This is a genomic window from Pedobacter gandavensis (assembly GCF_014172405.1).
In the GTDB taxonomy this organism is placed as follows: domain Bacteria; phylum Bacteroidota; class Bacteroidia; order Sphingobacteriales; family Sphingobacteriaceae; genus Pedobacter; species Pedobacter gandavensis.
In genome coordinates this window covers 221,668-236,023 of record NZ_WNXC01000003.1, presented here as the reverse complement: position 1 = coordinate 236,023, position 14,356 = coordinate 221,668, and the positions used below count along the sequence as shown (strand labels likewise).

The window sequence follows — 14,356 nt, the reverse complement described above, 5'->3', positions numbered from 1 at the left end:
GACATTATGAATATGATCAGGTTTGCGTTAAAAAAACCTTTAACAATAATGGTCGCCGTATTGGCGATCGCCTACTTTTCCTTTACAGCCATCAAGAATATCAATGTAGATATTTTTCCAAAGGTGGAGTTGCCGGTGATTTACATCGCCATGCCTTATGGCGGATTAACTCCTGCTTACATGGACGGATTTATGGCCAATGAGTTTCAAAAGGTCCTCATCTTTGTTTCAGGGGTAAAAGGAATTGATTTTAAAAGTGTACAGGGCTTTACTCTGATGAAGCTGACTTTTTATCCGGGAACGGATATGGCACAGGCATCGGGAGAATTGGCCGCGCAAGTGGCCAGGGCTATGGGCTTCCTACCACCAGGGGCAGTGCCTCCGCAGGTGGTCCGATTTGATGGCAGTTCGCTGCCCATCGGACAATTGGTGTTTGAAAGTTCTCAACGCTCGATCACGGAGTTACAAACCCTAGCACTCACTAAAATCAGACCAATGTTTGTGACCATTCCAGGTGTTACGGCACCAGCGCCCTTTGGTGGAAATGCCCGTACGATGGTGGTTAAGGTAAATCCTGAACTCATGCTTTCTTACGGTTTATCCGCAGAAGAAGTGACCATGGCCATTGCTAAGAACAATTTCCCTGCTCCTGCCGGGAATATTAGAATCGGTGATCAGAACCTGATGAGTCCCTCCAATACCATGGCTACAGGGCCAGAGGAATTCTTGAATATCCCGATTAGGACCGGTTCCGGAACCAATGTGTTTGTGAAAGATATCGGCAGTGTAGAAGATGCGGCAGATGTGACCACAGGATATGCAGTGATCAATGGTAAACGTTCTGTATACCTGCCAGTCATTAAAAAGGCGGATGCTTCCACGCTTAAAGTGGTAGAAAACTTAAAGTCTTCTATCCCTAAGTTGAAAGCCGCCTTGCCGGAAGATGTAGCCGTAAAATACGTATTTGACCAATCGGGCTACATTGAGCGCTCTTTAGAAAATCTGATCCATGAAGGGGTTTTAGGGGCCATTCTTACCGGATTAATGGTGTTTCTTTTTCTTGGAGATTCCAGAGGTGCTTTAATTGTGGTATTGACGATTCCTATTGCTATCCTTTCTGCAGTGATTATGCTGTATATGTTTGGGCAAACCATCAATGTGATGACGCTCAGTGGACTGGCACTTGCCATCGGAATATTAGTGGATGAAGCGACCGTGACCATCGAGAATATACACCAGCATTTTGAAATGGAGAAACCCAAACAGCGTGCTATTTTAGATGCTTTATTGGAAATCTCTGTTCCTAAAATCCTGATTCTTTTCTGTATCCTGGCCGTATTGATCCCTTCTTTTATGATGACAGGGATTCCAAAGGATATGTTTATGCCGTTGTCGCTGGCGGTTGCTTTTGCGATGATTGCTTCTTTTATTGCGTCTCAGACTTTTGTGCCTATTCTTGCGAACTGGTTGATGAAGCCGGAGTTATTTCAACACCATAAAATCAGCCTTCATCAGAAGAAGCTAACCAGGTTTGAACAATTTAAGCGTCGTTATTTAATCCTGATTCGTTCAGGGCAAAAGCGGATGGTTGCAGTAATTGGCATTTATGCGCTCTTGGTATTGGTGATGATTGGAATTTCCGGGAAACAGATTGGTACGGATATTATGCCAGTCAGTAATAGTGGAGACATTCAGCTGCGTATGTTAGCTCCAGAAGGTAGTAGACTAGAAATGACCGAAGATTACTTAGCGAAACTGACGAAAATAATCAAAGCACAAATGCCGGAGGGTGCCGTAAAAATTAGTTCCGCATTTGTGGGCATGCAGCCTTCTGCCATGGCTATTAATCCGATCTTCCTTTTCAGTAGTGCTTCGCATGAAGCAGTATTGCAGTTGTCAATTGATCAAAAGATCTACGATCAGGCAATTGCCGGATTGAAAGAAAAGATTAGAAAGGAAGTAGGCAAGCAATTGCCGGAGCTTCGCATTAGTTTCGAACCGATGGAATTGGTGGAGAAAATTATGAGTCAGGGGGCGATGAGCCCTGTGCAGATAAAGGTTGCCGCCGGACAAATAAAAGGTGCAGAGAAATATGCGAGAAAGATTGAAAAAGAACTGAAAACCATTCCTTTCTTAAGAGATGTACGTATTGCAGAACCGCTCAATTATCCGAGTGTCCAAATTAATGTAAACCGGGAGTTGGCTGCGCAATTTGGTTTGAGTATGGATGATGTAAGTAAGGCTTTGACCATGGCGACCTCCTCGACCAGATTCACAAATAAAAATCTTTGGGTAGATCCGAAGTCTGGTTTGGTGTTCCAGGTACAGGTTCAGGTACCTGAGCCGGATATGGAATCCTTGGATAAACTTCGATCATTACCACTTAAATCAGGACAACCGCGTCCGGTATTGGAAGATGTGGCCACACTTGAGCTGGTAAAATTACCCGCACAGGTGAACCGTGAAGGTCCAAACAGGTATGTAACAGTATTGGCAAATATGCATGAGGCAGATTTAGGTGCAGCCTCCAAAGCTGTTGCAGATGTTTTAAATAAGGTAGGAGAGGCACCCAGAGGTGTGATCGTGTGCTCAGAAGGTTTGATGCCATTATTGGAAGAAACATTATCTGGACTACAAACCGGATTGGCTGTCGCCATTGTGGTGATTTTCCTGATGTTGACGGCTTATTATCAGTCCTTCGCTTTGTCAGGATTGATCCTAGCGGTAGTCCCAGCTGTGATTGGTGGTAGTTTATTGATGTTGCTGGCCTCCGGAAGTACACTCAATTTGCAATCTTATATGGGAATAATTATGTCAGTCGGGGTTTCGGTATCGAATGCCGTACTGATGATCAATCAGGCAGAAGTAAACCGCCTTAAGCACAGGATGACTGCAAAACAGGCTGCATTATTGGCTGCTTCCTCGCGTCTACGTCCGATCATGATGACCACAATGGCAATGATTGCCGGAATGGTGCCTATGGCCATTGGTATGGGAGAAGGTGGAGAACAAATTGCGCCATTGGGGCAAGCCGTAATTGGAGGCTTAATTTTATCTACGCTGACTGCATTACTTGTTTTACCGCAGCTTTTTGTATTGGTGATGAAAAACAAAAGCACAGACAGCCTCAGCCTTGATCCTGATGATCCCATGAATAAAAACCTAATAACGTCTTCTTTATAATTCTCAAATGGGAAGCCCTCATCAGCATACTGCTTAAAAAAGCAATAAATAGGTTCATGATGGCTTCATAACGATTGATAAATAAATGTACTCCAATGAAAAGTATTTCTTTAAAAAACTATAAATATACCCTCTTGCTGTTCGTCCCTATGTTTTTAGCAGCATGTTCTTCCGGATCATCAAAAGCGGATGGGGGGAAGGCCGGTATCGAAAAAAAAGGTGCTAATCAGGCCTCTGGCAAAGGTGATGGCGCGGGTAAAGAAGGAGGTAGCGGTGCTCATGGAAAGGAACCTGATTTTGTAAAACCTGTTTTGGAACAACCGGTGTATCAGCTTTCGCTGCCAGGAGAACTAAAACCATATGAGGAAGTATTGGTGTATCCTAAAGTAAAAGGGTTTGTGAAGAAAATCTTCGTAGACCGCGGTTCAAAAGTAAAAAAAGGACAGTTATTAGCTGTTCTGGAAGCTCCTGAGATCGCCCAGCGGTACCTTTCGGCAAAATCTGATGAGCGAAAATCTTATGAGGATTACCTGTACAGTCGCCAGAGCTATGACCGTTTAAAGAGAGCTGCGGCTAAATCCGGGGCAGTTGCCGCTATTGAATTAGACAAGGCCTGGAGTAAACTGAGAAGTGATAGTGCCGCCTATGCCGCCATAAAATCTAATACCCTTGTTTCTGATCAATTACAGCAGTATTTAAACCTGAGAGCGCCATTTGATGGAACGGTAATGGATAAAAATGTTTCTGTTGGTGCATTGGTGGGAGAGAACAGTACGATTCCTTTATTTTCGATTGTTCAGAATGATCGCCTTAGATTAACAGTAGCAATTCCTGAGAAACACAGTCGCGCAGTCTCTAAAGAAACCAAAGCTTCTTTTACTGTGAGCGCCTTACCGGGTAAAGTTTTTCATGCTTCATTATCTAGAAACGCAGCTTTTTTACAGCAAAAGCTGAGGTCAGTTACCGCCGAATTTGATGTCGCCAACAAAGAGGGGCAACTGGGGGGCGGTGAGTATGCACAGGTTAACCTGGATATGCGCAGACCGGAACCTACTTTTTGGTTGCCTGCTTCTGCGGTGGTGCAAGCACAATCTGGTGTCTTTATTCTGAAGCTCCAAGACCAGGTAATTAAAAGAGTACCAGTGATGATTGGCACACGTAAAGGTGCATCAATGGAAGTTTTTGGTGACCTAAACGTCAATGATCAGGTCTTCAAAAAAGGAACCGAAGAGCTGAAAGAGGGTGAGAAACCATAGGTTTTTGTTTAAATATTTCTTTAAATCGCGGGGAAACCCGCGATTTAATTGATCACAGATAAAATTAGTTGCACCGTATGCGTAATCTATTATAGGCAACACGAAATATTTATTTTTTGACTACACTTTTTGTTATTTTTATGTTAGCTTCGTTTTTCGACAACTAACCAAACTTCTAACCAAACTGTGAACGCTAACCATTCAACTTCGGACGATGGACTTATGCTGCGCCTTAGACAAGGCGATGAGCTGGCTTTTACAGAAATCTACAACCGGTACTGGGATAAACTCTATTACATCGCACATAAGCTTTTAAAAGATCAGGAAGCTGCGGAAGGGATTGTTCAGGATGTTTTTCTAATGATTTGGAAAAAGAGAGCAGGTTTAAATATGGAATGTATTTCGGCTTATCTTGCGGCGATGACTCGTTATGCGGTTTTCCGTTACCTCTCCAAAGAGAAACGCTCCAAACAACAGGAAAATATCGTGGGATTATTAACCGCGAATGCCGCTTCGGAAATTGATATTGACTACAAGATACTTTTAGAGATCGCAAATGGTTTGGAAATGATCAATACACAGTATTGGGTGTTAAACAATACCAAACTAGATTTTTATGAGTCATGGGCAAATTGGAGAAGAACAGGTTTTCCGGTGTTGACTCCGGTAGTGTACCCAGGTAATGCAACAAATGGTACAATTCCAAGACGCTTTCCTTATCCGGTAACGGAAGCAGCTTCTAATGCTGTGAACTACAATGCAGCAATCGCTAATATTCCTGGAGGAGATTTATTGACTTCCAGAGTATGGTGGGATAAGTAATCATCGGATTCATCAAACGCGATCTGAAATCCCTGCTTCGGCGGGGATTTTTTGTTTTAAGCGTTTTGCTAAAAAAAAGCTGTTAAAAAGGAAAACGGGAGCAAGTCCTCCGACTTACCCCCGTTTAAATTAACGCTCTCAAGGACAAATGTAGAAATAATTCTAGATTTAGAAAATTGGAATTTAAATTATTGAATTGAGATTACAATTTGAGGACGAGATACATAGCCCTAAAAGGTTTGGCAATATATCAATTGGGGCTTTTTAGCCTGTTAAAGAGGTTTTTGACAAAAACACTGATTTTTATGACAAAATAATAAAATTTTAAAAGCGGTGGAGGCCAGCATTAATTTCTTGAAATACCGGTTATTTTTTTTGAACATTCATTTGGATTAAATCTAAATAATAACAACCTTTGTATATCAACAAGGTTCAATACATGCAAAAGACAGCTATCGCATCTCCAATCCATTTTGAAGAAGTATTTAGTACAAAGAAAGGTTCCATTTATCAATCAGACAGTGAATACTGCTGGTATGTAGATTTTGCCGGAAAACTTGCCCGTTTTGATTACCGCAATCTTTTGAAATTACAGAAAGCAGTTTATGCGATTGACATCGAGCATATTTTGTTGACCAGCGATAAGTCTGCAGACGTAGAAATTATCTTCATTTGTGCTTGTGACCATTGTTATGTATTGTCTTTAATCGAAATCATCGCTTTAAAGGAACTTTTACAAGGAGCCTTTGTAATGCTGGAGCTGAACCACATCATTCAAGACCGTCTTTTTAGGCTAGCTGCCTGATCTAATTAGAATTAGAATCTTTCCATATTGCCTTTAAATGCAGTATTGTTCAATTTTAGCCTTATTTTTGTTATCAACAATAGGAATTAAATCTACAATATTATGAAAGATATCATGCGCGTAAAAAGTTTAATCTCTTCAGATATAGAGACACTTTTAAACCAACAGATCAAAAAAGAAGCCCTTTCCTCTTCCATTTATCTTTCTATGGCATCATGGTGTGGTCGTAATGGATATGACAATTCAGCAGATTACTTCTTTAAACAAGCTGAAGAAGAAAGAATGCACCAGCTTAAATTTTACAAATATGTTCTTGATATGGGCGGAATGGCAATTTCTCCTGAAGTAACCAATATCAAGTTAGAATATAACTCTTTCCGTGAAGTGTTTGAAGAAGCATTAGAGCAAGAAATCAGCGTGACGCAGTCGATTAAAAACATTGCTGCACGTTGTCATAAAGAACATGATTATGTAACTTTAGAGTTCTTAAACTGGTTCTTCAAAGAACAACGTGAAGAAGAATTTAAAGCAAGACGTGCTGTAGAATTGTTCGACGTAATCGGTGAAGAAGGAACAGGAAGATGGCAGATTGACAAACACGTTGGTCAGATCGTTTACACTGAAGGGTAATCTCCATAGATTAGCTTTAAAATAAATTTATAAAGCACATACCGATGTAAAACATCGTATGTGCTTTTTTGTTATTATTAAAAATCCGGGGGATGTCTAAGAAGGGAAAAAACAAGAAAAAAGGCGACAAACACGACAAACACGATAAAAAAGACAAGAAGAAAAAGGAATGCTGCGAAAAATACCTGAGAGGGAAACGCTGCAAAAACTGTCCTAATGGCTAGATTATTTGTTTTCGGGAGGGGCTGCTTCCTAATTGGCAGCCCGTTTAGTCGATTCAATATATTCAGATGGAGTTTTGGAAAATTGTTTTTTAAACTCCCTGCTGAAATACTTGCGGTCGGAAAATCCGACCATGTAACCTACTTCATATACCGTATACCTGTTTTGTAATAACAGTTGCGCAGCCTTTTTCAATCTGATGGACTTGGCAAAATCATTCACCGATAAATCCGTTAATGCTTTCAGCTTTTTATACAGGACGGATTGACTCATGCCTATTTTTTCGGCCATGAGGTCTACACCGAAATTTTCTTGCTCCATGTGTGACTCAATAATTCCGATCAAACGGGATAAAAATAAGTCGTCTTTAGGATCTGAGATCTGCTGATTTGATTCCTCAATGAGTTCCTGACTATATTTTTTGCGCATCTGCTCCCTTGCCATTAAAAAGTTGCGCACTTGTAGCTGTAGGATTTTTGTGCTGAAAGGTTTACTCAGGTAAAGGTCTGCCCCCTGACTGAGTCCGCTGATCTGATCCGTTTGGCTGCTCTTAGCGGTGAGCAAGAACACAGGGATATGATTTGTCCGTTCGTCAGTTTTCAATTGATTACAGAGCGTAAAACCGTCCATTTCTGGCATCATGACGTCGCTGATGATCAGGTCAGGGATTTCTACGATGGCGGTTTCCCATCCTTGCTTCCCGTTTTCTGCTAAAAGGACCTGATAAGTGTTTTCTAATGACTCCTTGATGAGGTTGCGCAGTTCTGCATGGTCTTCCACCACAAGGATGGTCGCTTTCTTTTGCTGATCGGCTAGCACAGTAGTTTCCGATACGCTTAAGGATACTGCCGGAAGCGGAGACTGAGGCTGAGGAGGAGTTTCCATAGGTAATCCTGATTTTTTAACTGGGCTTATCACCGGTTTTTGCTGCTCAGCTGAAAAATGAGCGTTACCCAATAATAAAGTCAGTTCAAAGCAGGTGAAACCGGCTTGATGATCCGATCCTGGTAGACTGCTCACTTCAAGATTTCCTTTATGCAATGCGACAATATGTTTGGATAGTGCCAGTCCGATGCCATAACCGGTATTTTGGATGTGGTGGTCTTCCACCTGAAAATAGTTCTCAAACAGTTGTTCCAGGTATTTCGGGGCTATTCCTCTGCCTGTGTCACTAACGCTTATTTTTAAGGCTTTTGGCGTGTTTTTGATATCGATTCCAATCCGGCCACCTTCCGGGGTAAATTTGAACGCATTAGAAAGTAGATTGAAAAATACTTTTTCCAGCTGCTCTTGATCAAAGTAAAGAATGATGGAGGATTGATCAAGGATGGGCAACCCTTCATATTTTACTGAAAAATCAATGTTCTTTTTGGCGGACAACTCCTCAAAACTGCTGTAAATCTCTTTGATGAAAGGAATGAAATCATGAGCAGTCACTTTTAGTTTTAAATTCTTTGTTTCCGCTTTCCTGAAATCCATCAATTCGTTAACCAGCTTTAACAGTCGATCGGCATTGTTTTTTACCTTATCCAACTGCTGTTTCAACGAACTATCGCCTTGTTGCCCTTCTAAGAGTTTTTCTATGGGCGCCATGATCAGCGTGAGGTGGGTACGGATCTCATGGGAGATGTTAGTGAAGAAATTCAGCTTAATCTGGTGTAGCTCCTCGTCTTTGAGTAATAAACCACGCAGGTAAAAAAAGCGGGTGATAAAAAATAGCATCATGCCAAAAATGATCACATAGATCCCGTAAGCCCACCAACTTTTCCAGAGCGGGGGTAATATCTTGATTTTCATAGGTACTGGTTTGCTCCAGATTCCATCATTGTTGGCTCCTTTTACCCATAAGGTATAATTTCCTGCAGCCAGATTTGTATAGGTTGCTGCGGGAACAGTGCTTTCTATCCATTCGCCATTTACACCCTCCAGTCGGTATGCATATTTGTTCTTATTAGACTTGATGTAGTTCAGCAAGGCAAATTCAATGGTGAATATGTTTTGCTGGTAAGGGAAGGTTAGCTGATCCGTGAAACTGATGTCTTGTTTCAGCAGACCATTATCTGCATTAATCCGTACAGGTTCATTGAAAAGTTTTAGACCGGTAAATACCAGTGGGGCATGGAAGCTGTTCTTTTCTATCTCTTTTGGGGAGAAGTAACTGAGGCCATTATAGCCGCCAAAGTATAGGTCTCCGTTTTTAGCTTTAAAAAAAGAGTTATAGTTGAACTCATCTCCGGCAAGGCCATCACTGGTTGTATAGGTGAGGAATACTTGTGATTTCGGGTTAAATCGGGCTAAACCATTAGAGGTACTGATCCAAAGTAGCTGGTCAACATCCTCCAGGATGCCTACCACATTGTTATTTGGTAAGCCATCTGCTGTAGTATAAGTTTTAATAAATCGCTTCTTTTCGCCATCGTATTTGCTCAGTCCACCATAATAAAGTCCAACCCAAATGTTTCCTTTCGCATCTTCCTGAATACAATTGATGTAGTTGGCATTGTTATTTACACTGTTACTTCCTTGAGGTAGTTTGAAAGATTGTAGTTGCTGGCGGTTTTTGGAAAGCAGGAATAAGCCTTTGGTACTGGCAATCCAGATGTTTTGTTTTGAATCTTCGAAGAGTACCTTAATGTTGTTGTTCTGGATGCTTCGCAAAACAGGAAGCTCAGGATAAGGTTTTAACTGGCCGGATGCTTTCGTAAAGATGCGGATACCGGTCTGGCTGCCGGTCCAGAATGCCCCTTTATGATCTTCAAGTAAGGCAACCAATTCTGAACGCGTCACTTTGATGTTATCTCCGTTGATGAAAAAGCGCTTGAAAGTACGGGTGTGTGGATCAAAAAGATTCAGGCCACCACCATGAGTTCCTACCCAGATATCGCCTCCTCTATCCTTGTAAATGACTTTTACTAGATCTGAACCCAGACTGCCCGGATCACTGGCTTTTAATTTATAATTGGTAAAACGTTGTGTCCGAAGGTCAAGGTAGTTGAGCCCGCCACCTTCAGTTCCGATCCATAAGTTGTCATTTTTGTCGGCAATGATGGAGCTGACTACATTGTGACTAATCCCTGCCAGCTGCTCATTGTACTGAATGGTCTTAAAATCGGTGTCATGTGCCATACTTACGTTTACACCGCCATAATAAGTGCCAATCCAAAGCGAGCCATTGCCATCTTCATAAATGCTATAAATGGAGTTCTGATTTAAACTACGGCTAACAGATTTTAAATGTTGGTAGGTTTTGAATTTTTTACTGATCGGATCCAGGATGCTTAATCCTTCCTGTGTACCAATACATAGTTTCCCCGCTTGGTTAATGGACATCCGGCGAACGGAATTGTGAACCAGAGAGTTTTTATTGCCATCTTCATGGGAAAATCTGCTGAAGGTGTTGCTGACTGGTTGGAACAGGTTAATACCAGCATTTTCTGTGGCAACCCATAAATGATGCTGGGGATCTTCGGTAATGGCGGTCACCGAATTGTCACTCAGACTATTGTCGTTTCCTGGGTCATGGTTAAAGCTGGCCAGTTGTTTTAGCCTGCCGTTAAAACTAAGCTTGATCAGTCCTGAATTGGTGCCTATCCATAAATATCCCTGATGATCTTCAAAAATACTAAGGACTTCCGAATTGGCTACGGCGCTTTCAAGACCTAACTGATAAGTGGGGGTAAAGTTGTTACGATTGCGGTTGGTCAGTAGGTAGAGTCCGGTTCTTCCGGCCACCCATAAATTCCCTTTTCGGTCTTCATAGATCGCATTCACAGGAGCATACTGTTTATTATGTTTATTGCCATCTAAATAGATCCTTTCAAAAGTATTCTTTTTAGGGTCAAATCTGTTGAGGCCATTGGCGGTACCTATCCAAAATACTTTTTTGGAATCACTATGTAAAGCGGTGATGTAATCGTCAGATAAGGTGCTGGAGTCATTTGCATTGCTTTTATACAACTGAAATTGATTGCCATCGTAACGGTTGAGCCCAAATCTGGAGCCGAACCACATAAAGCCACGTTCGTCCTGTGTAATGGCGAATATCGAGTTCTGTGACAGTCCGTTTTCTGTCTTCAGGTGATTGAAATTGAGCTCCTGCGCCATACTGCATAATTGCATCAGCAGCAGGAAAATGATGGAAATAGTTTGCTTTATCATACCCCTATAATAAATCTGGTTAGTTCTGGTTGTGGTGAAGATCTTATCAAAAAATGGTTTATTGCCCGTAATATACGGGTTAACGGGATTTTCACCCCATATACAATCATTTTTCACCCCCTTACTTTTTGGATTGCTTACAACTTTACGATAAACCAAAAGGCTGGTTGTCTCCCCGACAACAGTTCAATAAAAAAACCAAATATGAAGAAACCTTACTTAAAAATTAAGGGAATGCAAGGGTATGGGAAATCTCTGTTTAAGGGATTGATGATGCTCTTGTTATTCCCGCTCTCTTTATCTGCCCAGAACCAGAAGGCTGTTAAAGAAACCCACAGCAATGCTGAAATCCCTGGAGTTCTCAAGGGAAAGATCAGAACGATTTATGGCGAACCACTCTTTGGTGTATCTGTAAAGGATAAGACCAGCGGTACGGTAGTGACCTCAGATAAGAATGGCGATTATGCACTTTTGATTGATTCAGGAGAAGTTGCCGTTTTTACTTTGAAAGGGTACCTGAGCCAGGAAATGACGGTAACCGGCAGTAAATTAAATGTGGTATTGGCCGAGTCTGAAAAACAACAGACCGTGGTGCAAAGACTTTATGATACGCAGAAAAAGTCAAACAGCATTCTTTCCTCGGAAAGTATCTATACAAAAGACCTGCTGAGCTCGCCGGTAACCGCCTTAAATAATGCGATTTCTGGTAGACTTTCAGGCTTATCAACCTTACAATCTACCGGACTTCCGGGATTAGATGCTGCGGGATATTCGTTAAGAGGGCAAGACCCAACGGTTATTGTGAACGGAATTCCCAGAGAACTGACTTCCATCGATTTTGATGAAATTGAGTCTGTAACGGTACTTAAAGATGCTTTGGCTACCGCAATGCTGGGGATGCGCAGTGCAAATGGTGCCATCCTCATTACCACCAGAAAAGGGGAAGTAGGAAAGCAGAAAATCTCTTTTACCGCACAGACAGGCCTGCAGACGCCTGTTAATTTACCTAAACCATTAGATGCTTTCAATTATGCGAGTCTATACAATGAGGCTTTATTGAATGATGGCAAAGCACCTGTTTACTCGGCCGCCGACCTGGAAGCTTATAGAACAGGATCTGATCCGATGGGTCACCCTAATGTGGACTGGTACAAAGAAATATTAAGAGACAATGCGCCATTTACGCGCTATAACCTGAATACTTCTGGTGGTGGAAATAATGCCAGATACTTCTTGGCAGTAGATTACCTGGATCAGCAAGGTTTGCTCAAAACTGCTGATAAAAACAGTTACAATACCAATTCAGACTTTAAAAGGTACATCGTAAGAACCAATATTGATGTGGATTTATCAAAGAATCTAACCGTGAATTTAAACCTGTTTGGGCGAATAGAAAATGGAAACTCGCCAGGAAGTAGAAGCGTGAGCACTTTTAACGGGCGTGATGTGAACCTGAGGGTGAATGATATTTTCTACGGTTTGGCTACCACCCCTAATGGCGCTTATCCTTTAAGGAATCCAGATGGATCTTTAGGAGGGAATAAGGACTTTGTGAATAATATTTATGGACAGAGCACACAGTCTGGATACACCTTAAGCTATGGCAGAGAAATGTCTGCAGACGTGTCCTTTAAGCGGACATTGGATGACGTAACCAAAGGGTTATGGCTGAAAGGATTGATCTCTTTCAATACAAACTTATCGGAAGTGACTTCCAGGGGTAAAACATTTGCCGTATACCAAGGACAAAATACGCCTACAGGTGTAAAATACCAGCGTTTTGGTACAGATGGAACCATTGTGGCCGGTACCAGTTTGAACACTTATCAATATAAAAACTTCTATTCAGAGCTTTCTGCGGGTTATGACAGAACCTTTGGCGATCACCATGTGAAAGCTTTGGCTAATGCGAACATTCAGAGCATTTATATTTCCGCAGACTTACCTTTAAACTACAAGACTTTGGCTACTTCGCTGGCTTATGACTATAAGGAAAAGTACCTTGCAGAGGTAGTGATGAGCTATAGTGGCTTAAATCGTTATGCGGATAACAAAAGATTCGGCTTTTTTCCTGTGGCTGGACTGGGATGGAATATTGCTAAAGAAAGCTTTATTGCCGACCATGTGAAATGGCTGAATACCTTGAAACTTCGTACTTCTTATGGTCGTACAGGTAACGCAAATGCAGGATACTTTGTATACAACCAGTATTTTGCGGATGGCGATGGTTATTATTTCGGCGGTGGCTCAGGTACTTTTGTGTATTCTGTCAGAGAGCAGACACTAGCCAATGCCAATATCACCTGGGAGAAAGCGGATAAATTTAATCTGGGCTTAGACCTGGGCTTGTTCAATGACAAGCTGACTTTAACAACCGAATATTACCACAATAAATATTTCGATCTGTTACAGATCAGAGGTAAAAACAGTGCTATTATCGGGAACACTTTTCCTTTAGAGAATATTGGAACCACCAATTATAGCGGTCTGGATTTTACGGCCAGCTACCGCAATCACCTGAACAATTTCAACTATTATGTTTCAGGAAATTTCACTGCCAACAATAAAATCATCAAATATCAGGATGAGGTGTTTCGCCAGTACGATTGGATGAAACGTACCGGACAGCGTACAGATCAGGTTTTTGGTTATGAAGCAGATGGTTTTTACCAAAATGCGGCAGACATTGCCAGCAGTCCTAAAACAGAAGGTTATAATCCAGTTCCTGGTGATTTGAAATACAAAGACCTGAATGGTGATGGCATTATCAACCAATTCGATGTAAAAGGTTTAAAGAATAATAAGCCGATCATCTATTACGGTCTTTCATTTGGCTTTGATTTCAAAGGCTTTGATTTCAGTGCTTTACTGCAGGGTGCACAAAACCGGATGATCAATCTAACTGGTGCGACACAATGGGAATTCCAAAATGATGGAAAAGGGCAGGCATTTGAGCAACACCTGAACAGATGGACGCCTGAAACTGCGGCTACAGCTACTTATCCACGTCTTTCGATTGGTGCTAACCCGAACAATCAGGTGAATTCTTCCTTCTGGTTGCGCTCTGGAAACTACATGAGGTTAAAGAACATGGAAGTAGGTTACACCATTCCACAAAGACTGGCGGCAAGGATTAAACTGGCTTCCATCCGGGTTTTTGCCAATGGAATGAACCTGTTTACCATTTCTGACAATAAGGGTATCGACCCTGAAGTTTACGGTACAGGCTATCCTGCACTTAGAATTTTCAATGCCGGTATTAACATTAAACTATAATCTT

The 14,356-nt window shown here is 41.7% G+C and carries 8 protein-coding genes; 7 read left to right on the top strand and 1 reads right to left on the bottom strand.

Annotated features, from left to right (window positions below; genetic code table 11):
• Nucleotides 1-6 precede the first annotated feature (6 nt).
• The 6 genes from GM920_RS11175 (at nucleotide 7) to GM920_RS23840 (ending at nucleotide 6,920) form a co-directional block, all read left to right on the top strand.
• Nucleotides 7-3,183: an efflux RND transporter permease subunit gene (locus GM920_RS11175; protein WP_182957088.1), complete on the top strand. Its 3,177-nt coding sequence runs from the start codon at nucleotides 7-9 to the stop codon at nucleotides 3,181-3,183.
• A gap of 95 nt (nucleotides 3,184-3,278) precedes the next feature.
• Nucleotides 3,279-4,439, top strand: coding sequence for an efflux RND transporter periplasmic adaptor subunit (locus GM920_RS11170; protein WP_182957085.1), 1,161 nt, complete (start codon nucleotides 3,279-3,281; stop codon nucleotides 4,437-4,439).
• Nucleotides 4,440-4,625: 186 nt separating this feature from the next.
• Nucleotides 4,626-5,261, top strand: coding sequence for an RNA polymerase sigma factor (locus tag GM920_RS11165; RefSeq protein ID WP_182957081.1), 636 nt, complete (start codon nucleotides 4,626-4,628; stop codon nucleotides 5,259-5,261).
• Between the two features lie 439 nt (nucleotides 5,262-5,700).
• Complete coding sequence (locus GM920_RS11160) at nucleotides 5,701-6,066, top strand: hypothetical protein (RefSeq protein WP_182957078.1); 366 nt, start codon at nucleotides 5,701-5,703, stop codon at nucleotides 6,064-6,066.
• Nucleotides 6,067-6,168: 102 nt separating this feature from the next.
• Nucleotides 6,169-6,696: a ferritin gene (locus GM920_RS11155; protein WP_182957075.1), complete on the top strand. Its 528-nt coding sequence runs from the start codon at nucleotides 6,169-6,171 to the stop codon at nucleotides 6,694-6,696.
• Nucleotides 6,697-6,788: 92 nt separating this feature from the next.
• Nucleotides 6,789-6,920: a hypothetical protein gene (locus GM920_RS23840; protein WP_262891068.1), complete on the top strand. Its 132-nt coding sequence runs from the start codon at nucleotides 6,789-6,791 to the stop codon at nucleotides 6,918-6,920.
• A 28-nt stretch (nucleotides 6,921-6,948) separates the two neighbouring features.
• Here GM920_RS23840 and GM920_RS11150 read toward each other — a convergent pair whose 3' ends face one another.
• Nucleotides 6,949-11,076, bottom strand: a complete 4,128-nt coding sequence (locus GM920_RS11150; RefSeq protein ID WP_182957072.1) for a hybrid sensor histidine kinase/response regulator transcription factor — start codon at nucleotides 11,074-11,076, stop codon at nucleotides 6,949-6,951.
• 204 nt (nucleotides 11,077-11,280) lie between these two features.
• On the opposite strand from GM920_RS11150, the gene GM920_RS11145 reads away from it, so the two are divergent.
• Nucleotides 11,281-14,352, top strand: a complete 3,072-nt coding sequence (locus tag GM920_RS11145; RefSeq protein WP_182957069.1) for a SusC/RagA family TonB-linked outer membrane protein — start codon at nucleotides 11,281-11,283, stop codon at nucleotides 14,350-14,352.
• Nucleotides 14,353-14,356: the final 4 nt, after the last annotated feature.

What these genes read in the sequence shown, in the direction of transcription:
- GM920_RS11175 (WP_182957088.1), top strand. Translation starts at nt 7, where the DNA reads ATGAATATGATCAGGTTTGCGTTAAAAAAACCTTTAACAATAATGGTC.
- GM920_RS11170 (WP_182957085.1), top strand. Translation starts at nt 3,279, where the DNA reads ATGAAAAGTATTTCTTTAAAAAACTATAAATATACCCTCTTGCTGTTC.
- GM920_RS11160 (WP_182957078.1), top strand. Translation starts at nt 5,701, where the DNA reads ATGCAAAAGACAGCTATCGCATCTCCAATCCATTTTGAAGAAGTATTT.
- GM920_RS11155 (WP_182957075.1), top strand. Translation starts at nt 6,169, where the DNA reads ATGAAAGATATCATGCGCGTAAAAAGTTTAATCTCTTCAGATATAGAG.
- GM920_RS23840 (WP_262891068.1), top strand. Translation starts at nt 6,789, where the DNA reads ATGTCTAAGAAGGGAAAAAACAAGAAAAAAGGCGACAAACACGACAAA.
- GM920_RS11150 (WP_182957072.1), bottom strand. Translation starts at nt 11,076, where the DNA reads ATGATAAAGCAAACTATTTCCATCATTTTCCTGCTGCTGATGCAATTA.
- GM920_RS11145 (WP_182957069.1), top strand. Translation starts at nt 11,281, where the DNA reads ATGAAGAAACCTTACTTAAAAATTAAGGGAATGCAAGGGTATGGGAAA.